General features: G+C 70.9%; 24 protein-coding genes. 8 read left to right on the top strand and 16 right to left on the bottom strand.

Annotated features, from left to right (window positions below; translation table 11 throughout):
• Positions 1-45 precede the first annotated feature (45 nt).
• Positions 46-627: a YflT domain-containing protein gene (locus AC1DWR_RS07795; protein ID WP_477615646.1), complete on the bottom strand. Its 582-nt coding sequence runs from the start codon at positions 625-627 to the stop codon at positions 46-48.
• Positions 628-724: 97 nt separating this feature from the next.
• Positions 725-1,927: an acyl-CoA dehydrogenase family protein gene (locus AC1DWR_RS07790; protein WP_477624154.1), complete on the bottom strand. Its 1,203-nt coding sequence runs from the start codon at positions 1,925-1,927 to the stop codon at positions 725-727.
• A 395-nt stretch (positions 1,928-2,322) separates the two neighbouring features.
• Here AC1DWR_RS07790 and AC1DWR_RS07785 point away from each other — a divergent pair, with 395 nt between their 5' ends.
• Both AC1DWR_RS07785 and AC1DWR_RS07780 read left to right on the top strand, forming a co-directional pair.
• A complete protein-coding gene (locus AC1DWR_RS07785; protein WP_477624153.1) occupies positions 2,323-3,159 on the top strand; it encodes a serine protein kinase RIO in 837 nt (278 codons plus the stop codon).
• A 52-nt stretch (positions 3,160-3,211) separates the two neighbouring features.
• A complete protein-coding gene (locus tag AC1DWR_RS07780; RefSeq protein WP_477624152.1) occupies positions 3,212-4,000 on the top strand; it encodes an alpha/beta fold hydrolase in 789 nt (262 codons plus the stop codon).
• On the opposite strand, the gene AC1DWR_RS07775 is transcribed toward AC1DWR_RS07780, so the two are convergent.
• From AC1DWR_RS07775 to AC1DWR_RS07765, 3 genes are all read right to left on the bottom strand, one after another.
• Entirely contained in the window at positions 3,994-4,875 is an 882-nt protein-coding gene (locus tag AC1DWR_RS07775; RefSeq protein ID WP_477624151.1) for a L,D-transpeptidase family protein, read from the bottom strand. The two genes, AC1DWR_RS07780 and AC1DWR_RS07775, sit on opposite strands and share 7 nt — an antisense overlap.
• Positions 4,876-5,108: 233 nt before the next feature.
• Positions 5,109-6,011, bottom strand: a complete 903-nt coding sequence (locus AC1DWR_RS07770; RefSeq protein WP_477624150.1) for an HpcH/HpaI aldolase/citrate lyase family protein — start codon at positions 6,009-6,011, stop codon at positions 5,109-5,111.
• 1 nt (position 6,012) lies between these two features.
• Complete coding sequence (locus AC1DWR_RS07765; protein ID WP_477624149.1) at positions 6,013-7,104, bottom strand: HpcH/HpaI aldolase/citrate lyase family protein; 1,092 nt, start codon at positions 7,102-7,104, stop codon at positions 6,013-6,015.
• Positions 7,105-7,155: 51 nt separating this feature from the next.
• On the opposite strand from AC1DWR_RS07765, the gene AC1DWR_RS07760 reads away from it, so the two are divergent.
• The 4 genes from AC1DWR_RS07760 to AC1DWR_RS07745 are packed head-to-tail and all read left to right on the top strand — an operon-like array spanning position 7,156 to position 10,763.
• Positions 7,156-7,737 (top strand): hypothetical protein, encoded by a 582-nt coding sequence (locus tag AC1DWR_RS07760; RefSeq protein WP_477624148.1) that lies wholly within the window; start codon positions 7,156-7,158, stop codon positions 7,735-7,737.
• 22 nt (positions 7,738-7,759) lie between these two features.
• Positions 7,760-9,034, top strand: coding sequence for a magnesium transporter MgtE N-terminal domain-containing protein (locus AC1DWR_RS07755; RefSeq protein WP_477615638.1), 1,275 nt, complete (start codon positions 7,760-7,762; stop codon positions 9,032-9,034).
• Positions 9,027-9,596: a DUF1003 domain-containing protein gene (locus tag AC1DWR_RS07750; protein ID WP_477615637.1), complete on the top strand. Its 570-nt coding sequence runs from the start codon at positions 9,027-9,029 to the stop codon at positions 9,594-9,596. The genes AC1DWR_RS07755 and AC1DWR_RS07750 overlap by 8 nt, the downstream gene beginning before the upstream one ends.
• Positions 9,597-9,605: 9 nt before the next feature.
• Positions 9,606-10,763: an Mrp/NBP35 family ATP-binding protein gene (locus tag AC1DWR_RS07745; protein WP_477624147.1), complete on the top strand. Its 1,158-nt coding sequence runs from the start codon at positions 9,606-9,608 to the stop codon at positions 10,761-10,763.
• Positions 10,764-10,803: 40 nt separating this feature from the next.
• On the opposite strand, the gene AC1DWR_RS07740 is transcribed toward AC1DWR_RS07745, so the two are convergent.
• From AC1DWR_RS07740 to sigE, 4 genes are read right to left on the bottom strand one after another with little or no spacing between them, the layout of a single operon-like run.
• The gene (locus AC1DWR_RS07740; RefSeq protein ID WP_477615635.1) at positions 10,804-11,154 is read right to left on the bottom strand and encodes a twin-arginine translocase TatA/TatE family subunit; all 351 of its coding nucleotides are present in this window, start codon (positions 11,152-11,154) and stop codon (positions 10,804-10,806) included.
• Between the two features lie 14 nt (positions 11,155-11,168).
• Positions 11,169-12,728 (bottom strand): S1C family serine protease, encoded by a 1,560-nt coding sequence (locus tag AC1DWR_RS07735; RefSeq protein ID WP_477624146.1) that lies wholly within the window; start codon positions 12,726-12,728, stop codon positions 11,169-11,171.
• Positions 12,725-13,357: an anti-sigma factor gene (locus tag AC1DWR_RS07730; RefSeq protein WP_477624145.1), complete on the bottom strand. Its 633-nt coding sequence runs from the start codon at positions 13,355-13,357 to the stop codon at positions 12,725-12,727. Before AC1DWR_RS07730 ends, AC1DWR_RS07735 begins: the two co-directional genes overlap by 4 nt.
• A complete protein-coding gene (gene sigE / locus AC1DWR_RS07725) occupies positions 13,354-14,028 on the bottom strand; it encodes an RNA polymerase sigma factor SigE (protein ID WP_477624144.1) in 675 nt (224 codons plus the stop codon). Before sigE ends, AC1DWR_RS07730 begins: the two co-directional genes overlap by 4 nt.
• A 149-nt stretch (positions 14,029-14,177) precedes the next feature.
• Here sigE and AC1DWR_RS07720 point away from each other — a divergent pair, with 149 nt between their 5' ends.
• A complete protein-coding gene (locus tag AC1DWR_RS07720) occupies positions 14,178-14,810 on the top strand; it encodes an O-methyltransferase (RefSeq protein WP_477615631.1) in 633 nt (210 codons plus the stop codon).
• A gap of 3 nt (positions 14,811-14,813) precedes the next feature.
• On the opposite strand, the gene AC1DWR_RS07715 is transcribed toward AC1DWR_RS07720, so the two are convergent.
• The 3 genes from AC1DWR_RS07715 to AC1DWR_RS07705 all read right to left on the bottom strand — a co-directional run bounded on the left by AC1DWR_RS07715 (position 14,814) and on the right by AC1DWR_RS07705 (position 16,969).
• Positions 14,814-15,170, bottom strand: a complete 357-nt coding sequence (locus AC1DWR_RS07715) for a hypothetical protein (RefSeq protein ID WP_477624143.1) — start codon at positions 15,168-15,170, stop codon at positions 14,814-14,816.
• On the bottom strand, positions 15,167-16,690 hold the full coding sequence (locus AC1DWR_RS07710) for a leucyl aminopeptidase family protein (RefSeq protein WP_477624142.1): 1,524 nt from the start codon (positions 16,688-16,690) through the stop codon (positions 15,167-15,169). Before AC1DWR_RS07710 ends, AC1DWR_RS07715 begins: the two co-directional genes overlap by 4 nt.
• Positions 16,691-16,795: 105 nt before the next feature.
• Entirely contained in the window at positions 16,796-16,969 is a 174-nt protein-coding gene (locus AC1DWR_RS07705; protein WP_082592686.1) for a DUF3117 domain-containing protein, read from the bottom strand.
• A 156-nt stretch (positions 16,970-17,125) separates the two neighbouring features.
• On the opposite strand from AC1DWR_RS07705, the gene AC1DWR_RS07700 reads away from it, so the two are divergent.
• Positions 17,126-17,989: an enoyl-CoA hydratase/isomerase family protein gene (locus AC1DWR_RS07700; protein ID WP_477624141.1), complete on the top strand. Its 864-nt coding sequence runs from the start codon at positions 17,126-17,128 to the stop codon at positions 17,987-17,989.
• A 92-nt stretch (positions 17,990-18,081) separates the two neighbouring features.
• On the opposite strand, the gene AC1DWR_RS07695 is transcribed toward AC1DWR_RS07700, so the two are convergent.
• The 4 genes from AC1DWR_RS07695 to AC1DWR_RS07680 are packed head-to-tail and all read right to left on the bottom strand — an operon-like array spanning position 18,082 to position 21,576.
• Positions 18,082-19,356 carry a hypothetical protein gene (locus AC1DWR_RS07695; RefSeq protein ID WP_477624140.1) on the bottom strand — a complete coding sequence of 425 codons (1,275 nt, stop codon included), beginning with the start codon at positions 19,354-19,356 and terminating at the stop codon, positions 18,082-18,084.
• Positions 19,353-20,543, bottom strand: a complete 1,191-nt coding sequence (locus AC1DWR_RS07690; protein WP_477624139.1) for a hypothetical protein — start codon at positions 20,541-20,543, stop codon at positions 19,353-19,355. Before AC1DWR_RS07690 ends, AC1DWR_RS07695 begins: the two co-directional genes overlap by 4 nt.
• Positions 20,543-21,124 (bottom strand): DNA-3-methyladenine glycosylase I, encoded by a 582-nt coding sequence (locus AC1DWR_RS07685; RefSeq protein ID WP_477624138.1) that lies wholly within the window; start codon positions 21,122-21,124, stop codon positions 20,543-20,545. The genes AC1DWR_RS07690 and AC1DWR_RS07685 overlap by 1 nt, the downstream gene beginning before the upstream one ends.
• Entirely contained in the window at positions 21,121-21,576 is a 456-nt protein-coding gene (locus AC1DWR_RS07680) for an SRPBCC family protein (RefSeq protein WP_477624137.1), read from the bottom strand. The genes AC1DWR_RS07685 and AC1DWR_RS07680 overlap by 4 nt, the downstream gene beginning before the upstream one ends.

The following is a 21,576-nucleotide window of genomic DNA, read 5'->3' as shown; positions in this document are numbered from 1 at the left end:
GCGTATGCCGTGCGCCCCGATGACGTATGCCGGCCGTGCCGCGGGTCAGGCGGAGGGCGGCGGCGGTTGCTGGCCCGCAGCACGCTGACGCTCGGCCTCGCGCGCCGCGTCGACCTGGGCCTGTGCCGCGGCCATCGGGTCCATCGTCGTCAGCAGCTCACGCGCCTGGGCAGCGAACTTGTGCTCCACCAGCACCTCGTACTGGGTCGCGACGACCTGCATGACAGAGGTGAAGTCGCGGTTGCCGCCGGTCAGGGCGTAGCCAATCAGGGCCCACACGAGCCCGAACACCGCTCCGAAGGCCACCGTCAGCAGCACGCCCACCAGGCCTGCGCCGCCGCTGGTATCGAGCAACGAGAAGATCAGCCCGACGAACAGACCCAGCCACGCGCCGGAGACCAGGCCGCCGATGGCGACCCGCTGCCGGGTCAGCCGGCCGGTCACCCGTTCGAGCTGCTTGAGGTCGGTGCCCACGATGAGGACGTTCTGCACCGGGAACTCGTGGTCCGACAGGTAGTCCACGGCCTTCTGCGCCTTGGCGTAGGTGTCGTAGCGGCCCAGGGACATCGGGTACTCCAGCGCCAGGACCGCGCGGGACCTCGCCATGGCATTCGGCTGCGTGCTCATGGCACCAGTGTGTCAAAGCCGGCTGGGAGTGCGCTGATCGGCACCCGATCGCGACGTGGGTATGCCGCGGGGCCGGCCCCGCGGCATACCCTCGCCATCACTTCTTCAATGCAAAGTCCTCGAGCAGGCGTCGGCCGATGATCATCTTCTGGATCTCGGCGGTGCCCTCGCCGATCAGCAGCATGGGGGCCTCGCGGTAGAGGCGCTCGATCTCGTACTCCTTGGAGTAGCCGTAGCCGCCGTGGATGCGGAAGCTCTGCTCCACCACGTCGGCGCAGTTCTCGGCGGCGAGGTACTTGGCCATGCCGGCCTCGAGGTCGTTGCGCGCGCCGGAGTCCTTGAGCCGGGCCGCCTTGACCATCATCTGGTGACTGGCCTCGACCTTGGTCGCCATGTCGGCGAGGCGGAACAGGATCCCCTGGTGCTCGGCGATCTTCTTGCCGAACGTCTCGCGCTGCTGGGCGTAGGAGATGCCGAGCTCGAACGCCCGCATCGAGACGCCACAGGCGCGGGCTGCGACGTTCACGCGACCCACCTCGACGCCGTCCATCATCTGGTAGAAGCCCTTGCCCGGCTCACCACCGAGGATCTGGGCGCTGGTGGTCCGGTGGCCGTCGAGGACCATCTCGGTCGTGTCGACGCCCTTGTAGCCCATCTTGTCGATCTTGCCTGGGATGGTGACGCCCTGCGCCGTCTCGCCGAACCCGGCGGTCTTGTCGATCAGGAAGGTCGTCATGTTCTTGTAGACCGAGTCGGCGCCGAGGTCCGTCTTCACAAGCACCGCAACGAGATTCGCGCTGCCGCCGTTGGTGAGCCACATCTTCTGGCCGGTGATGGACCAGTTGTCGGTGTCGCCGTCACGGACAGCCTTGGTCTTGATGGCCGACACGTCCGAGCCCAGCCCCGGCTCGCTCATCGAGAACGCGCCGCGGATCTCGCCCGTCGCCATCTTGGGCAGGTAGCGCTGCTTCTGCTCGTCGGTGCCGTGCTGCAGCAGCATGTAGGCGACGATGAAGTGGGTGTTGACGATGCCGCTCACCGACATCCAGCCGCGAGCGATCTCCTCGACGACCAGGGCGTAGGTCAGCAGCGACTCCCCCAGGCCGCCGTACTCCTCGGGGATCATCAGCCCGAAGATCCCCATCTCCTTCATGCCCTCGACGATCTCGGTGGGGTACTCGTCCTTGTGCTCGAGCTCCTGCGCCACGGGGATGATCTGCTCGTTGACGAACTCGCGCACGAGCTTCACGAGCTCGGTCTGCTCCTCGGTCAGGCCATCGGTCTGCTGGAGTCGGGACATGTGGTTCGCCACCTTGCGATTTCGTGACCGGGTCGTCGCGGTCAGCGGGAAATGGACCTCCCGCGAGTATGCCGAGTGCCCCAGTCCCAGCACAGGTTCCCGCCATGTGAGCCTCCCCACCCAGACCCCACCTTTATCGGGTTTAGGGACTTGTGTCGGCTTCACCCTGGAACGGTTCCGGGGTGAAGCATCCCTTTGTCCCTAGACCCGATAAAGGTGGGGCGCGGTTAATTCGGTGGCGGGAGGGGCGCCGCGTCTGTCACGCTCTCCGGGTATGCCGCGCGGCACAGAGCCGCGCGCACGACTCCCTCTCGAGGGGGAATGGAGGCACGAGATGTCCACGACGGTCCTGGGCGCATCCCGTGCCCTTTCCCTTCTTTGTCTGGAGTCCACCCATGCAGTTCCAGGAGCACATCTCCTTTTCGTTTGACAGCCTTCCCGACGCACCCCCCGAGGGTGAGCGCTGGTCGAGCTGGGACGGTGCCACGCACGGTCCGCAACCCCGGCCCGACTGGGTCATCACCGCACTCGGCGCCGTCGAGTCCGACCTCGGCGTCCTCAAGACGGGCAAGGAGGCCGACGTCCACATCGTCCGGCGCTGGATGCCGGACGGCACCACCACGCCTGCCGTCGACTCGTTCCTCGCGGCCAAGCGCTACCGCACCGGTGAGCACCGCATGTTCCACCGGGACGCCGGCTACCACGAGGGGCGCCGAGTCCGTCGCAGCCGCGAGATGCGTGCGATGGCTCGTCGCACGGAGTTCGGCAAGGAGCTGCTGTCAGGGCAGTGGGCGGTCGCGGAGTTCGAGGCCCTGGGCACGCTGTGGGACATGGGGCTACCCGTGCCCTACCCCGTCCAGCTGAGCGACCGCGAGATGCTCATGGAGTTCATCGGCAGCGACGGCGAGGCCGCCCCCCGCCTCTCCCAGACCCGGCCCGAGCCGGGGCTGCTCGCCGACCTGTTCGAGCAGCTTCGGAGCTCGATGGTCGTCCTGGCGCAGCGCGGATGGACCCACGGTGACCTGTCGCCCTACAACGTCCTGCTCCACGGCGAGCGCCTCGTCATCATCGACTGGCCGCAGATCGTCGACATCATCGGCAACCCGCGCGGATTCGAGTTCCTCGAGCGTGACGTCGCGAACATGTGCCGGTGGTTCGTCGCCAAGGGTCTCGAGGTCGACGAGGGCGAGCTGCTCGGCGACCTCGTCGCGGAGGCGACGTCGCGCTGGTAGCCGGCAACGCGGCATACCGAGGTCTGGCCGTTCTCGCCCCTAGGGTGAAGTCATGGCCACGATCACCCGCCGCACCCTCCTCGGCGGGGTGGCCGGTGCGGCTGCCCTGGGTGTCGCGGGGTGTGGCCCGTCCGCGGTCGAGGTCCGCTCCGGGTCCCTGACGAGCAAACACTGGCCCGGCCGCGACATCACGTGGCGGATCGCCCAGCAGACCGAGGGTGCCGCCGACCAGAGGCCGGTCGTGGTCGTGCTGCACGGCAAGGGCGGCGACGCGAGCCACGCGTTCCGGATCATGAACCTCCAGGACCACGTGATCTCCACGCGCCTGACGCTCGCCTCCGTCGACGGCGGCGACTACTACTGGCACGCGCGCCGCGCGGGCGTCGACACCGGGGCCATGGTGGTCGAGGACTTCCTGCCCCTCGTCCAGCGCGAGACGGGGTATGCCGGGAAGGTCGCCTTCCTCGGCTGGTCGATGGGCGGCTACGGGTCGCTGCTGCTCGCCAGCCAGCTCGGCCCGAAGCGGGTCGCCGCCGTCGTCGCGGAGAGCGCTGCGCTGTGGACCGCCCCGGGGCTCAGTGCCGCGGGCGCCTTCGACGACGCGGAGGACTTCGAGGCCCACGACGTCTTCGACCCCAGCCGCACCCAGGTCCTGCGCCAGATCCCGGTGCGGCTCGACTGCGGCCGCTCAGACCCGTTCGTGCCGGGCAACAAGGCCTTCGCGACGGCACTTCCCTCGGCGAAGCTGACCCTCGACGAGGGCGGACACACGGCTGACTACTGGACGAGCCATGGCGGTGCCCAGCTGCGCTGGGTCCGCGACCAGTTCGACCGTCAGTAGACGGTGACGGAGCTGCCGAGCGGCATCAGGTTGGCGGCCCAGATCATGTCCATCGCGGGGTTGCTCACCCGCGCGCACCCGTGCGAGGCCGGGTAGCCGGGCACGTTGCCCGCCCCGTGGACGGCGATACCGCCGTTGAAGTACCGCGGACGCCACAGGTCACCGAGCGGACCCTTGTCGAGGTGGTTGACCGCCCGGTACGCGCTGTAGCTGCCGGCCGGCGTGGTGGCGACCCGGGTCGTGCCCTGGCTGGTGTACGGCTGACCGCTGCCGGTGCTGGTGTTGAGGATCAGGGTGACCCTGCCGCCCCGCACGACGAGCAGCAGCTGGCGGGCCTTGTCGATCTCGATGCCGGTGCCACCGGTGCGGGACTGCGGGCGGACGCCGTTCTGGAGGGCACGTCGCGTCGAGGGACCGAAGACGCCGTCACGGCCCAGGCCGGCCGCCTTCTGCAGGGCCATCACCGCCTGGGAGGTGAGTCCGCCGTAGGACCCGTCGGCCGAGCCGTTCCAGTAGCCGAGGGCCGACAGCTGCTGCTGGACCTGCTTGACGTACGGACCCGAGTCGCCCGCGTGGAGGGTGTCACCCGCCGTGGGGATCGGCCTCGGGGTCGGCTTGGGCGAGGGCTTGGGGGTCGGCTTGGGCGCGGGTGTGGTGGTCGACGGCGCCGGGCTCGTGGACGTGACCGTGTCGCTGGGCGCTGGGTCCACGACAGGGGACGAGGGGTCCGGCACGGGGGTCGTGCCCTGCGCAGCCGACGGCGTCGCCGAGGTGTTCTGCCCGAACGTGATCCCGCCACAGGCGCTCAACGCGAGCACCCCGGCCAGCACGGCTGCTGCCAGAGCGGTGCGGGCTCCCACGTCCTTGCGATCCATCGACTCCCCTTCCCTGGCCGGCAGACCGCTGTCCGCTGGCAACGCCTTGTCAGTCATGGTGACGCACGCGAGGGCGATCCGGTTGTCCCCCGCGCCGAATCGTGACCGTCGAAACCGTGGGCGGCACATGGCGCGGTCGCCCTCCCCCGAGGACGACCGCACTCACCTAGACGCCGCCGAGAGCGCAAAGGTTGCCTCGGCCCGCCCACCTTTTGTCCCGCCGGTCGAGCGGCTCAGGTCTGGTCGGCCAGCGCCGCGATGGCCTTGTCGATGGCCAGCACCCGCTGGGCCGTCTCGACGTGCAGGCTCTCGATCAGCCGGCCGCCGAGTGTCGCGACCCCACGTCCCTCCGCCTGCGCCGACTCGAACGCCGCGATCACCGCGCGCGCGTCCTCCACGGCTGCGGGGCTCGGCGCGAACGCCGCGTTGCACGGGTCGACCTGGCCGGGGTGGATGAGGGTCTTGCCGTCGAACCCCATCTCACGTCCCTGCCCTGCCTCCGCGAGGAAGCCGTCGGCGTCCTTGACGTCGTTGTAGACCCCGTCGAGCACGGCGACACCGGCAGCCCGCGCGGCGAGCAGGACCAGCTGCAGGCTGACCGAGATGGCCGCGCGCCCCGGGGCGAACGAGGCCCCCAGCTCCTTGTAGAGGTCGTTGGTGCCGAGGACCAGGCAGGCGAGGCGGTCTGACGCCCGGGCGATCTCCTCCGCGTGCAGCACAGCCGCGGGCGTCTCGACCATCGCCCACAAGCGGGTGCGCTCGGGAGCCCCAGCCGCTTCCATGGCCGCCACCAGGGCGCGCACCTCGTCGGCCGAGCCGACCTTGGGGACGACGATCCCGTCCGGACCCGCCGCACACGCGGCGCCCAGGTCGGCGTCGTGCCACCGCGTGCCGAGGCCGTTGACGCGGATCGTCAGCTCGCGGCGGCCGTACTCGCCCGACCGCACCGCGGCGCAGGCGTTCTCGCGCGCCTGCTCCTTGGCGTCCGGCGCCACCGCATCCTCGAGGTCGAGGATCAGGGCATCGACCGGGAGGGTCTTCGCCTTCTCCAGGGCCCGCTCGTTGGACGAGGGCATGTAGAGGACCGAACGACGTGGCCGGTATGCCGGGGCGCCGGCTTCGCGTGTCTTCGCCACGTCAGGCACCGGCACCTTCGCCGGGAGCCGGCTCAGCGGCATACAGGGCGGCGAGCTGCGGGTCGGTGGCCGCGAGGCGCTCGGCGAGCTCGAGCATCACCTGGCACTGCTTGAGCGACGCGTCGTCCTCCATCTTGCCGTCGAGCATCACGGCGCCCGTGCCGTCGCCCATCGCCTCGACCACCCGGCGCGCGTGCGCGACGTCCTCGGCCGAGGGGCTGAAGACCCGCTTGGCGATCTCGATCTGCACGGGGTGCAGCGACCACGTGCCCACGCAGCCGAGCAGGAAGGCGTTGCGGAACTGGTCCTCGCAGGCCACGACGTCCTTGATGTCCCCGAACGGGCCGTAGTACGGGAAGATCCCGTGCATCGCGCAGGCATCGACCATGCGGGCGATCGTGTAGTGCCACAGGTCCTGCTGGTAGGTGGTTCGCGGCGCATTGACCGCGTCCTCCACGCCGACCGGAGGGTCCTGGCGGACGATGTACCCGGGGTGGCCCCCACCGACCCGGGTGGTCTTCATGCGGCGGTCCGCGGCGAGGTCGGCCGGACCGAGCGACAGCCCCTGCATGCGAGGACTCGCGCCGGCGATGGCCTCGACGTTGGCCACGCCGCGCGCCGTCTCGAGGATGGCGTGCACGAGGATCGGCCGCTGCAGCCCAGCGCGCGCCTCGAGCTGGGCGAGCAGCCGGTCGACGTAGTGGATGTCCTCCGGCCCCTGCACCTTGGGGACCATGATGACGTCGAGCTTGTCGCCGATCTCGGTGACGAGCGTGGTGAGGTCGTCGAGCACCCACGGGCTGTCGAGGGAGTTGACCCGGGTCCACAGCTGGGTCGCGTCGCCGAAGTCGGTGGCCTTGGCGATGGCCACCAGACCGGCGCGGGCCGCCTCCTTCTGGTCCGCCTTGACGGCGTCCTCGAGGTTGCCCAGCAGCACGTCGACCGTGCCGACCATCGCCGGGACCTTGGCGGCCATCTTGTCGTTGCTCGGGTCGAAGAAGTGGATCACTCGTGAGGGGCGGGAGGGCACCTGGGTGAGGGGCGCCGGAGCACCCACCGCGAGAGGGGCGAAGAAGTCCTTGGGGCTGCGCACGCGGCGACGCTAGCAGCGACAGTCACGTGGCGGTTATGACACAGTTCACGTGTGACCGAGCCCGCGCGAGAGCCCGCTGCCGACGCTCCCGCAGCCCCGGCGCCGCTGAACGTCACCGCGCTGTTCGCCGAAGCCGCCACCAAGTCCGGGCTGATGTGGGTTCAGCCACCGGACGACCGCGCGTGGCCGTTCTGGCACGCCTGGGCGGACGAGACCGTGTATGCCGTGTCGGGCCCGGGCGAGCAGACCCTGCCCTGGCTGCCCGAGCAGGTCCGGCTGATCCTGCGCAGCAAGGACACCGGCGGTCGGTTGCTGACCGTGCAGGCGACGGTCCACGAGGTCGGGCCCGCCGACGAGCGCTGGGCCTCGGCCACCGAGGCCCTCAAGGCAGGACGCCTCAACACCCGCAACGACGGTCCGACCGACGACGTCGTCGACCGGTGGGCCCGCGAGTGCACCGTGCGTGCCCTGCAGCCGTTCGGCGCCCCCCTCGAGGCACCCGGTTCGTACCCCACGACCTCGGGTGCGGCGCCGGTGCCGCCGAGCGAGGCGACGACGGCGACCTGGCGTCCCTGGCACTGGCGCGGACGACCGCGCCGACGGCGCGGCAACCGCCTCCCCGACGACGGCTGACCGGACGGATAACCTTGGCCGCGTGAGCACTCCGTCGCGCGTCTTCGTCGGCCGCCTGACCAGCCTGAGCGTGTTCGACCCGCTCGGTGACCAGGTCGGGCGCGTTCGCGACGTCGTCGTGACGTTCGGGGCCTCCCGTCGCCGCCCCCGCATCATCGGTCTGGTGGTCGAGGTGCCGGGCAGGCGTCGCGTCTTCGTGCCGATGACCCGGGTCACCTCGGTCGACGGTGGCCAGGTCATCACCACCGGTCTGGTCAACATGCGTCGCTTCGAGCAGCGCACCAACGAGGTGCTCGTGATGGCCGAGATCCTCGAGCGGCCGGTCACGGTCAACGACCCCGAGGGTGCCTATGAGGCCACCGTCGAGGACGTCGCGATCGAACAGGAGCGAAGCCGCGACTGGGCCATGTCCAAGGTCTACGTGCGCCAAGGTGCCGCCCGCGGCTCGCTCGGCGCGTTCCGGCGTCGCCGCGGCGCCACGGTGCTCGTCCCCGTCGAGGACGTCACCGGCATACACCAGTCCACGGCCGGACAGTCGGCGGCGATGCTGCTCGAGACCTATGACGACCTGAAGTCCGCCGACCTCGCCGACGTCATCCACGACCTGTCGCCCAAGCGTCGCGCGGAGGTGGCCGAGGCGATGGCCGACGACAAGCTCGCGGACGTCCTCGAGGAGTTGCCCGAGGACGACCAGGTCGAGATCCTCGAGACGCTGCCCGTGGGACGCGCCGCCGACGTCCTCGAGGCGATGGAGCCCGACGACGCCACCGACCTGCTCCACAACCTCACGGCGGAGAAGCAGGAGGAGCTGCTCCAGCTCATGGAGCCCGACGAGGCCGCCGACCTGCGCCGGCTGCTGACCTACGACGAGGAGTCCGCGGGCGGCATGATGACGACCGAGCCGGTCATCCTCGGCCCAGAGGCCTCGATCGCCGAGGCCCTGGCCGTCGTGCGTCGCGTCGAGCTGTCTCCCGCGCTGGCCTCCACCGTCTACGTCTGCCGGACGCCGCACGAGACACCCACCGGCAAGTACCTCGGCATGGTGCACATCCAGCGGCTGCTGCGCGAACCGCCGCACGGCGCGGTGGGCAGCATCCTCGACAAGGAGATCGAACCGCTGCGGGCCGATGCTCCGCTCGGCAAGGTCACCCGCATGCTGGCGACCTACAACCTGGTCGGCGTCCCGGTGGTCGACAGCGACGGCCGGCTCATCGGCGCCGTCACGGTCGACGACGTGCTCGACCACATCCTTCCCGACGACTGGCGCGAGGAACGCCACGAGGTGACCCATGGCTGAGCGCGACCGGAGGATGGCCTCCAGCCGGCTGGACCAGCCCCGCGAGACCCGCCGGGCGCTGCTGCCGCGACCCGCCATGAACCAGGAGACGTTCGGGCGATGGAGTGAGCAGTTCGCTCGATTCATGGGCACCGCCCAGTTCCTGCTCGCGATGACGGTGTTCGTCGCCTTCTGGCTGACCTGGAACCTCGTCTCGCCCAAGGACTGGCGCTTCGACAACTACCCGTTCATCTTCCTCACGCTGATGCTCAGCCTCCAGGCCTCGTATGCCGCGCCGCTGATCCTGCTCGCGCAGAACCGTCAGGCCGACCGCGACCGCGTCGCCCTGGAGCAGGACCGTGCCCGCGACGAGCGCAACCTCGCCGACACCGAGTACCTCACCCGCGAGGTGGCGTCGCTGCGGCACGCCATGGGCGACGCCGCCACCCGCGACTTCCTCCGGTCCGAGCTGCGGGGCCTGCTCGAGGAGCTCGAGGACCGTGGGCTGGAGGTCCGGCGACGTGAGCCAGATGACAGCGTGAGCGGACCCACCGGTTCTTCGAAGGACCAGGGCGCGACCTAGCATGGGGGCATGTCCCCCAGCCCGACCGACGCTCCCGCCACGGTGACCGACGACGCCCTGCACCAGGCGCTCACGACCGTCATCGACCCGGAGATCCGCAAGCCGGTCACCGAGCTCGGCATGGTCGAGAGCGTGACGGTCGACGAGACCGGCCGCGTGGCCGTGACCATCCTGCTCACCGTCTCGGGCTGCCCCATGAAGGACACCCTCACCAAGGACACCACCGCCGCCCTGGCCAAGGTGCCCGGCGTGACCGCCGTCGACGTCACCCTCGGGGTGATGAGCGACGAGCAGCGCGTTGCCCTGCGCACCCAGCTGCGTGGCGGCAACGCCGAGCGCGAGATCCCCTTCGCCAAGCCCGGTTCGCTGACCCGCGTGTATGCCGTGGCGTCCGGCAAGGGTGGTGTCGGCAAGTCCTCGATCACCGTGAACCTCGCCGCGTCCCTCGCGCAGAGCGGACTGCGGGTCGGTGTCGTCGATGCCGACGTCTACGGCTTCTCGGTGCCGCGCATGCTCGGGGTCGAGCACCGGCCGACCCAGGTCGACGACATGATCCTGCCGCCCATCGCCCACGAGGTGAAGGTCATCTCGATCGGCATGTTCGTGCCGGGGAACCAGCCGGTCGTCTGGCGCGGACCGATGCTGCACCGCGCGCTCCAGCAGTTCCTGGGCGACGTCTTCTGGGGCGACCTCGACGTGCTGCTGCTCGACCTGCCTCCGGGCACGGGCGACATCGCGATCTCCGTCGCCCAGCTGATCCCCAACGCCGAGATCCTCGTCGTGACCACCCCGCAGCAGGCCGCCGCAGAGGTCGCCGAACGTGCGGGATCCATTGCGTTGCAGACACATCAGCGCATCGTCGGCGTGATCGAGAACATGTCCTGGCTGGAGCTGCCCGACGGTTCGCGCCAGGAGATCTTCGGTTCCGGTGGCGGCAAGGTCGTCGCCGAGTCGCTCACCAGGTCGGTGGGCGCCGAGGTGCCGTTGCTGGGTCAGATCCCCCTCGACACCAACCTGCGTGAATGCTCCGACCAGGGCACCCCGGTCGTGCTCCGCGACCCCGAGTCGCCGGCCGCCGTCTCGCTGCGGGCCATCGCCCGGGGTCTGGGCACCCGGTCGCGCGGACTCGCCGGTCGATCCCTCGGCCTGTCCCCCGTCGGTCGCTAGCTCCCGCTCCTGACCCCTACCCGGGTCTGGCCTCGCCGGTCTAGGTGGCGTCGTCGTCGAACGGCGTCGGCCTGGCAGCGTCGTGGCCGCCCGTGCTCGTCGAGTAGGTCGGACCGTCCCCGTCGGGCTGGACCGGCGTCGGGTCGAGCAGAGCCTCGCGGACGATCCGGCGTGGGTCGTACTGCCTCGGGTCGTACTGCCGCCAGTCGATGTCGTCGAACTCCGGTCCCATCTGCTCGCGCAGCTGGCCCTTGGCGCCCTCGGCCAGGGCGCGGGCCTGACGGACGAGCTGCGCCAGCTTCGACGCGTACTCAGGCAGTCGCTCGGGTCCGAGGATCACCACGGCCAGCACGATCAGCGCGATGAACTCCCAGCCGTTGACGCCCGCCATGCCAGCCCCTGCCGCTACTTGCCCGAGCCGGACAACGTGAGTGTGACGCTGATCGTCTCACTCCCGCGGCGGACCTTCATCGAGACTGCGTCGCCGACGCTCTTGGCGCGGATCGCCACGACGAGGTCGTCGGGGTCGGTCACCCGCCGACCGTCGAACTCGATGATGACGTCCCCTGCCTTGATCCCTGCCTTGCCTGCCGGGCCGTTGGGGTCGACCGGCGGGCCGCTGCTGGTGCTCGGCTTGGCCAGGATGCGCACGCCGTCACCGGTGAACTCGCGGTCGAGCACGACCCCGATCACCGGGTGCTGGGCCGAGCCGGTCTTGATGAGCTGTTCGGCCGTCTTGAGGACCTGGTCGCTCGGGATCGAGAAGCCGACACCGATGTTGCCCGACTGGGTGTCGGTGGTTCCGGGGATCCGTGCGATGGCCGAGTTCACGCCGATCACCTGGCCGGCCATGTTGAGGAGCGGCCCACCGCTGTTGCCGGGGTTGATCGCCGCGTCGGTCTGGATGGCGTTGATGTACGACTGCTGGTTGCCGTCACCGCCGGGGCTCACCGGGCGGTTGAGGGCGCTGACGATGCCGCTGGTGACGCTGGACTCGAGACCGAGCGGCGCACCCACGGCGATGACCTGGTCCCCCACGACGACGTCCTTCGACGAGCCGATGACCAGCGGAACGAGGTCGGTGCGGTTGGTCTTGAGCACCGCCAGGTCGTAGGACGCGTCCCGGCCGGCGATCGTGGCAGCGATCTCGGTGCCGTTGGACAGCTCGACCTTGATCGTGCCCCCGCCGGCCGCGCTGGCGACGACGTGGTTGTTGGTGATGATGTGGCCGTCCCGGTCGAGCACGAACCCCGAGCCGGTGCCGCCGCCGTCGGCGCCGTCGACCTTGATGGTCACGACACTGGGCAGTGCCTTGGCCGCGATGTTGGCGATGGAGCCTTCGGGGCGTGACGTGGCACCGGCGCCGGCGCGTGGGATGGACGAGGGTGTGCGGTCGAGCGAACCGAAGTCGACCCGTCCTGTCGCCCCGAGCCAGCCGCCGAACAGGCCACCGAGCCCCGCCGCGACCAGCGCCGCCACCGCAGCCACCGCGACCAGGGCGCCCCACCCGGGGCCCTTCTGCTGGGGGGCCGTGGCCTCCGCCGGGTGGTGGCCGACCCACGGTGCCGGCTGGCCGGCATACCCCGCATCGGCGGTGGGGGCGGTGATGGGGTCCCAGCCCGCGCCTGTCGGGGCCTGCGTGACCGGATCGCTCGAGGGGTGTGGCGCGGGTCCGGCGGGTGCCTGGTGTGCCGAGGCGTCGCTCGGCCAGCCGGTCGGTTCAGCGGCCCAGACCGGGTCGACGGGTGGCGGCTCGGACGGTGCAGTGCCCGACGCGGGCACACCGGTGGCCCCATGGAGCTCCTGGGTGTGCGACAGGTCGACCGGCTGGGTGCTGTCAGCGGCGGTTCGCCCCGGGGGCGCCCAGGGGTCCCAGGCGGATTCGGCCAGGGGGTCGGGAGCGGACTGGCCGGGGTCGGCCGAGACTGGCTGGTCGGCGCCCGCCGGGTCTCGCTCGTCGCTCATGGAGACGATTGTGCCGAACGACCGCGCCCGGTGCCCACGGCGGGTGCCACGGACGTCGCGGACGGGGTGCCGCCGAGCCCGGGAACGGTGAACGAGGCAGTGGCGAAACCCGGGGTCGCCGGCCTGGCGCGCTGCACCGCCGGAGAGACCGGCTGCGTGGTCGGGGCCAGGCCACCGGTCACCACGAGGCTCAGGGCCGCCGCGGCCGTGGCTCCGGCCGCCAGTCCGGCGTAGACGGTCGCCCGGCCGGCCGAGCGGTGCTGCGCCGGGGCCCCACGGTCGACGACCCGCACGGGCGCGGCCGGGATGGGTGGGAGCAACGGGCCAGACGTGACAGGCGAACCGTCAGGGGCGCGACCCGGGGTCTGGGTGCCCAGGGCGAGCAACATGCCGCGCAGGTCTCCGGGCACGGCGGCACCGAGCGAGGACCGCAGGGCCATCAGCACGCGCCGCTCCTCGTCGACAGCTCCGCGGCAGCACTGACACGCGACCACGTGACGGTCCCACCGCAGCAGGGTCGCCTCGTCCATGGCGCGGTCGGCGTAGGCCGTCAGCTGGTCGCCGAGACACCGGCCGCGTCCCCCCGCGAGGGCCGCACCCGGCATACCTGCCCACAGCGGGCGGTTCATCGCGATCCGTGCACCGCCCGGCCGAGCACCGGCAGGCGGCGCTTGGCGACGGACGCGCGGTCGGCGTCCACTGCGGGGCGGGCGAGGGTGGGGTCACGGTGGGCGAGGGCTTCCCTCAGCTGGGCCCGGCCGCGGTGGATGCGCGAGCGCACGGTGCCGAGCTTGACGCCGAGCGTGGCGGCGATCTCCTCGTAGGACAGGCCCTCGATGTCACACAGCACGACAGCGGCCCGGAAGTCCGGCGACAGGGCGTCGAGCGCTCGCTGCACGTCGTCGTCGAAGTGGGTCGCCTCGAACGTCGCCTCGGGCCCCGCCTCACGGGTGGGCAGGCGCGCGGCGGACTCGTCGGAGAGGGCGTCGAAGCGGATCCGCTGCTTGCGGCGCATCTTGTCCAGGAAGACGTTGGTCGTGATGCGGTGCAGCCAGCCCTCGAACGTGCCGGGCTGGTAGCTGTGCAGCGACCGGAAGACGCGGATGAACACGTCGTGGGTCAGGTCTTCGGCGTCGTGCGGGTTGCCGGTGAGGCGGTAGGCCAGCCGGTAGACGCGCGCGGAGTGCTGCTCGACGATCTCCTCCCACGTCGGGGGCACCCACGCGGTCGCCTCCTGGGTGCCCGGGACGTCCCCCTGGGCAGCCTGTCGGGCCGAACCGATCGTGTCGGTCGCGGTCACGTCCCTCACCTCCGTCGGGCGCCTGGCGGCGCGCACACCCTGCATTCGGTCCAGACGACCGAACGGCTTGCATCGTTCCCCAACAACCTGAGCGTTTCCTGTATGCCGCGTGCCCGGTTCGTCGTGCTTGCGGCAGTAGGGTTTGCCGCATGAGCGCACAGAAGCCGGCCAGCTGGGCCTACGCCGAGGAGTTCGTCACCGAGAACGAGGTGATCGAGTCTGCGCGGCGCCGCGGCGAGGAGCTGGGTGCCGTGCCGGTCGGCAACGGTGCGGGGGTGCTGCTGCGACTGCTGGCGGCCGCGGTGAAGGCGAAGTCGGTCGTCGAGGTGGGCACCGGTGCCGGCACCTCGGGACTGTGGCTGCTCCAGGGCATGCCCGAAGACGGCATCCTCACGACGATCGACGTGGAGGCCGAGCACCAGGGCGTGGCCAAGAAGGCCTACGCCGAGGCGGGCATCGCCCACCAGCGCACCCGCGTCATCACCGGCCGGGCGCTCGACGTGCTGCCCCGGATGACCGACGGCGCCTACGACATGGTCGTGATCGACGGCGACAAGGTGGAGTACCCGGAGTACGTCAGCCACGGGATTCGTCTCCTGCGCTCCGGCGGCGTGCTCGTGCTCGACAACATGCTCTGGCACGACAAGGTGGCCGACCCGGCTGCGCGCGACCAGCAGACGTCGGTGCTGCGCGACCTGGGCAAGGCCCTGCGCGACGACGATCGGTTGATCCCCGCCCTGCTGCCGGTCGGTGACGGCGTCCTGGCGGCCGTCAAGCGCTGACGGTCAGGCGGTGCCCGGACCGGGGCCGCGACGGAACCGACCCGGACCCTCGGCGATCGCCACGACCTCGAACGGCTCGATGAGGGTCGGGGCGGACCCGATGATCCCGCTGCCCGCGGACTCGGCCGCGGTCGCGGTGAACTCACGCTGGAAGTCGTCGCGGTAGACCTTCTCGTCGAAGACGTAGGTGCCCTCGAACCACTTGCCCTCGACCATCCGCCAGGTCTTGAAGGCGAGCCCGTCGAGGAACATGAACCTCGCCATCGACGTGCCCACGACGTAGTCACGCAGCTCCTGGGCGACGCCGTCCGGTGCGGTCTCCAGGGACCATCGCACGCTCAGGCCGTATCCCGCGTTCATGACATCTCCTCCAGCCAGGTGAGCAGCAGGCGGGCACCGAAGCCCGTCCCGCCCTTGGTGAGGAGTCCGCGGTCGACGTCGGAACGACCCACCCCGGCGATGTCGAGATGTGCCCAGCGTCGCGCACCCACGAACTCGCGCAGGAACAATGCTGCCGAGATCGAGCCGCCGCCGCCTCCGATGCCCGCGATGTGGTTGATGTCGGCCACGTCGCTGTCCAGGCTCGGCCGGTAGTCCTCGACGAGTGGCATGGGCCAGAGCAGCTCCCCGGTCGCCTCGCCGGCCCCGACGAGGGCGCGGGTGAGGTAATCCTCGGTCGCATAGACCGGAGCCATCGACCGCCCCAGCGCCACGCGGGCAGCGCCCGTCAGGGTCGCGATGTCGAGGAGCACCGTGGGGTCGAGGCGCAGGTCGGCATAAGCCAGCGCGTCGGCCATCACGATCCGCCCCTCGGCGTCGGTGTTCCCGATCTCGACCGTACGTCCGCCGTACTGCGTGATGACGTCCGAGGGACGGTATGCCGCGCCGCCGACGCCGTTCTCGGCGAGCGCCAGCAGGCCGGTCACCTTCACCGGTACGGCCAGCTCGCGACAGGCCGCGAGCACGGCGAGGACGACCGCCGCACCACTCATGTCCGTCTTCATCGCGAGCATGCCCTCGGCAGGCTTGATGTCGAGCCCACCGGTGTCGAAGGTGATTCCCTTGCCCACCAGGACGACTCTCGGCGTCCTGGCCGTCGCGCCCTGCGGTGCGTAGTCGAGCTGGACCAGTCGGGGAGGCGACGCAGAGGCGGCACCGACGGCCAGGAGACCGCCGAACCCCTCGGCGCGCAGCTCCCTCTCGGACCACACCACCACGTCTAGCCCGGCCCGGCCTGCGAGGGTCCTCGCCTGGGCGGCGAGCCAGGCGGGGTTCTTGATGTTGGACGGAACCACCGCGAGGTTCCGAGCCAGCATCGTGGCTCTGGCGCGCACGACCGAGTGCCGGACCGAGGGCTCGTCATAGGAGCCGACCAGCGCGATCTCCCCCGCCGGACCGGTCGCCGGCTCGGCGTCGTCGCCCACCCATCGCGGGCTGGAGTAGCCACCGAGCGCGAGTCCCTCGGCCAAGGCCGACTGCGCACCTCGGGCGGCGCCGCTGCCGAGGGTGGTCACGAGGGAGGCGTGCCCCTTGGCAGCCCGCCCCAGGGCGGCACCGGCCGTCCGCAGGTCGGACGGGCTCGCGTCACCGACTCCCACCAGGAGCACGGTCCGGGCCGGTCGCTCCCCCGGGACCAGGGGGATCCGTGTGACCGAGCCGGCACCCTCCTTGGGTTCGTGGGCCGCCACCACGTCGGCGGCGTCGAGGCCGACCAACGCCAGGGCTGCCGCGCCGGCGCCCGTCGGCGGCAGACCACCCCTGGGAACCGGGAGCGCCAGCAGCAGGTCGCTGGCGTCGAGGTCCGCGAGGACGTCGGTGAGGGGCTCGGCAGAGATGGTCCAGGCGCTGGAAGCGGGATCGAGCAGTTCGGGTGCACGCACGGACCCGACCCTACCCACCTGTGGTTCGGCCGCGGCATACCCCTGGACTCGCGAGGACCCCCGTCGGACACTGCCGACGGGGGTCCTCGAAACGTGCGGTGAAGGCTACTTGAGGCCCTCGCAGTTGGTGATCGCGTCGCCGAGCGCGCGAACCTCGTCGGGGGTCATCTCGACGACGAGCCGGCCGCCACCCTCGAGCGGCATGCGCAGCACGATGCCCCGACCTTCCTTGGTCACCTCGAGCGGGCCGTCGCCGGTCCTCGGCTTCATTGCCGCCATGAGTGTCCCTTCCGTTTGGCGTGGTCTGCTGCTGGCCACGCGGATCCACGCCAGTGCTTGTGATCATCCCCGCGCGCGCCAGATTTGCTCCATTATCCCGTGAACCCGCTCACAGGCGAAATCCGGGTCGGACGACGGTCCGGCAGGATGGCGCCCATGACCGACACCTCCGACACCGTGGGCACAACGCCCGCCACCAGCGGCAACGCCGCCGCCGACCCGACCGTCCCCCAACAGTCCCCCGTCGTCGTGGAGCGGGAAGGCGCGGTGGCCACGGTGCGGCTCAACCGCCCCGAGGCGATGAACTCGCTCGACATCGCCACCAAGGAAGCGCTCGTCACAGCGCTGACCGACGTCGCGCAGGACCCGACGGTGCGGTGCGTGGTGCTGACCGGCAGCGGTCCCGCGTTCTGTGTGGGGCAGGACCTGCGCGAGCACGTCACCTTCCTGCAGCGCGACGACCCGGCGCTGTGGGACACCGTCGCCAAGCACTACAACCCCATCGTCGAGCTCCTCGCCACCATGGACAAGCCGGTCATCGCGGCGGTCAACGGGGTGGCCGCCGGAGCAGGTGCCGGGTTCGCGCTCGCAGCGGACTTCAGGGTGCTCGTGGACACCGCCGGCTTCAACCTCGCCTTCGCCGGCATCGCACTGTCCTGCGACTCGGGAACCTCCTGGACGCTTCAGCGGATCGTGGGCCCGGCCAAGGCCAAGGAGCTCCTGCTGCTGCCCCGCACGGTGCCGGCCGACGAGTGCCTGGCCCTGGGCTTGGTCACCAAGGTCGTCCCGGCCGAGGAGCTCGAGGCGACGGTGCGCGAGCTGGCGACAACCCTGGCCGCCGGACCGACCCTGGCCTACGGGTCCATCCGGCGGGCCGTCGCGTTCAGCGCAGGGCACGGACTCACCGAGTCCCTCGCCCAGGAGGGCGAGTACATGACGCTCACCGGCGGGACAGCGGACCACCACGCTGCGGTCGCGGCGTTCCTGGCCAAGGAGAAGCCAGTCTTCACCGGCGAGTGAGCCTTCGCCCGACCGAGCACAGGTTCCTCGTTGACGGACGCGTTGCGACCTGTCCCTCAGCGAGCAACCTTTGCTAGCAAGGGTTGCTCGGGTCAGGGTGGGGTGGACGCCCAGGGCGTGTAGGTCAGCAGCGTGCAGGTGAACCAGAAGAGCCCGACGAGCAGGACCACGCCGACGACGCCCACCCGGCGGCGCCAGTGCGTCACGATCTTGGCGCCGGTCGACGTGCGCATCGCCACTGAGGCGACGACCGCGGCGATCGGGAAGTCCAGCAGCAGGAAGCGCCACATGCTCGTGATCGGTCTCACCACGGCGAGCAGGTAGAGCGGGTAGGCCAGCGCCCACACCCGCAGCTCGACCGCCAGCCAGCGACCGTGCCGACCCACGATGAGGGCGATGTAGGTCGCCACGAGGGCGACCAGGATCGTCACGCCGACGATCCCGTGTCCCTCCCACGCCCAGGAGAGCCAGAGCACGAAGGGACCGGACTCGGGCTTTTGCCCCCAGGCCGCCTGCACGTCGAAGAACGCCATCGGCAGCCCGCTGATGAAGCCCACGACGACCGGCCAGGCGAGGGAGGAGATGCCGGTCGCCACCAGCATCAGGACCGCCGAGATGCGGTGGCCCCGTAGTGGCACCACTCCCGCCACCCTGTCCTCACGCCACCGCAGCACCAGGTGGGCGATCGCCGCACACGCGATGGCGGGAGCCGCGGCGCGGGTGAACCCGAGTGCGAGCGTCAGCACGGCCACCCAGGCGTAGCGACGTTGCATGAGCAGCAGGAGCGACCCGGCGATCAGCACACCCGCCAGCGCCTCGGTGTAGGGCATCACGAGGATGCCGGTCGCGGGATAGAGGCACCACAAGACGCCGGTGACCAGCGCGAGTCGTTCGCGAGCCGGCTGGGGGGACGCGTGCATGGCGTAGTTGAAGCACCGCCACACCAACAGGGTGCAGCCGGCACCGAGCACGAGGTTGAGTCCGACACCCGCCACCTCGAACGGCAGGCCGATGGCCATCAGCCCCCGCACCATCATGGGGAAGGCCGGGTAGAACGCCCAGGCGCTGTAGGTGAGCAGCCCGCTGTCAGGGTCCGCAGGCAAGGGGACGGGGTAGCCCTGCGTGGCGACGCGCCGGTACCAGATGCTGTCCCAGCCGCTGAGGATGTCGCCCACGGTCGGGTCGAGGTGACCGACCCCCGCCGGCGTCTGGAACCACGTCGCCGCCACCCACATGGCGAGGAACGCGAGCGCCCTCGTCACGGCATACACGAGCAGCAGGAACACCACTGGACGGCGCAGCGCCCACCGCCCCACGGCGCTGCGGCCCTGCGACGTCACGACGGCCCGCAGGCCGGTCACGGTCACGGCGGGTAGTCCGAGGGCGGCACGAACACGAGCAGCTTCCAGATCCACAGGGCCTGCCCGACGATGCCGAGCGCGACGAGGACTGCGGTGCGAGTCCACAACCACCTCGCCGAGCGCTCCACCCAGCCCCCACCGAGGACCACCGCCACGAGCGGGAAGAGGGGAAGGACGTAGCGGAAGATGCTCGTGAAGGGGTCGAGCACGACGGCGAGGTATGCCGGGTAGGCCAGCGACCAGGCGCGCAGCTCCGGGCCCAGCCGGGTCGCCCAGGGACCGCAGGTGAGCACGACGATGGTGGTGGCGAGCGCCGCGAGGGCGACCGGTCCGTAGACAGCGCCGCCGTCGAAGTCGCGAAACACCCACTGCGACATGCCCAGCCAGGGCTTGAGCGGCGCGATCTCACCCCCGGCCCGCCAGGCGGCCATCGTGTCGGTGTACGCGCTGCGCGACCCTGTGACCCGCCACGTGATGAGGGGCCAGGCCACGGCGCCGACGCCGGAGGCGACCAGCGCGAAGGTTCCCGCGGCGTACTCGGCGCGGTCGATCGGGTCGGCGGCCCGACGGCGCCACCGCAGCCAGAGCATCGCCGCAACCACGGCGGCCACGGGCACGGCAATCGGTCTGGTCACGCCGAACAGCAGTGCAAGGGTTCCCACGGCGAGCCAGTTCCGCCGCATCAACGCCCACAACAGGGCGCACAGGAGGACCATCGCGAGGGACTCCGTGTAGGCGAGCTGCAGGGCGACCGCCGCCGGGAGGGCACCCCAGACGACGACCGTCGCGAGCGCCACCCGGTCGCCGACCCGCTCGGCGAGGAGCCGGGCCATGATGACGGCCGCCCCCAGACCGCACACCAGGGACAGGGACGACGCCACGACAGGGAAACCGAGCCCGGTGGCGGACATGAGCAACCGGGACAGCAGGGGGAACAAGGGGAAGAAGCCCCAGGCGTTCTGGGTGACGCGGCCGGTCGACGCGTCGACGGGCAGCACGTGCGGATAGCCGTGCTCGGCGATGTAGCGGTACCAGCTGCCGTCCCACAGCACCGTCATGTCGATGGGTTCGACGGTCGGGCCGGTCCAGTCCGGCATGACGACCTGGTCGTGGCTCGCGAGCACGAGCAGCACGGCCGAGACGGCACGCAGCGCCAGGTAGGTCAGCACCACCCTCGCCGTGAGGGTGCGCATCACTGGTGTCCGCCCGCCCGGTGGCAGCCGACGAGGTGGTCGTCCACCAGCCCACAGGCCTGCATCGCGGCATACATCGTGGTGGGGCCGACGAAGACGAACCCGGCCTTCTTCAACGCCTTGGCGAGGGCCACCGACTCGGGCGAGGTGGCCCGCAGCTGCTCGGTGGTGGCCGGCGGGGTGTGGTGGGCCGGGGCGTGCGACCAGATGAGCTGATCCAGCCCGCCGAGGTCGCGCAGGGCCAGCACCGCGCCGGCGTTGTGGATGGCGGCGTTGACCTTCAGGCGGTTGCGCACGATCCCCGCGTCGGCCATCAGGCGGGCGCGGTCGTCCTCGCCGAAAGCCGCCACGACCTCGGGGTCGAAGCCGGCGAAGGCCGACCGGAACCCCTCGCGCTTGCGCAGGATGGTGATCCAGGCGAGCCCGGACTGGAAGGCCTCCAGGGTGAGCCGTTCGTAGAGCGCCTGCTCCCCGTGGACCGGCACTCCCCACTCGGTGTCGTGGTAGGCGAGGTAGTCGGGCGTCCAGCCGGCCCACGCACACCGGGCGAGTCCGTCCTCGCCCACGACCAGACCGCTCACCGGTGACGCTCTTCGGCCCGGGCGACCATGGCGTCCACGGCCCGCCCGTAGAGCCAGTCGCTGGCCCTGCGCAACAGGGGCGTGAAGACGCGCTTGAACGGCAGCGGCCGCACGACGACGTCCTCACGCCAGTCCAGACGGGTGCCCTCGCCCGCCGGTTCAACGCAGATCTCAGCCCAGCCGCCCAGCAACCATCCCGTCTTGACGACCCGGAAGCGGCCGACTCCCCCGGCGTCCGGAGGCTCCCACACGGTCACCAGCATCGAGTCCGAGAACCCGACTCTGCCGATCCCGCTGAACCCCGCGAAACCCCAGCCCGGCCGCGGACCGCCCGCGTCCACCCGCATGCGGGTGAGCGGCATCCAGTCCCCGTATGCCGCGAAGTCGCTCACGACGTCCCACACCGTGGTGGGCGGCGCGGCACAGTGCCGGGTGAGGTGGAGGTCGGCCAT

Source organism: Pedococcus sp. P2_E2 (assembly GCF_056403955.1).
This window is presented reverse-complemented; position numbering and strand designations above follow the sequence as displayed.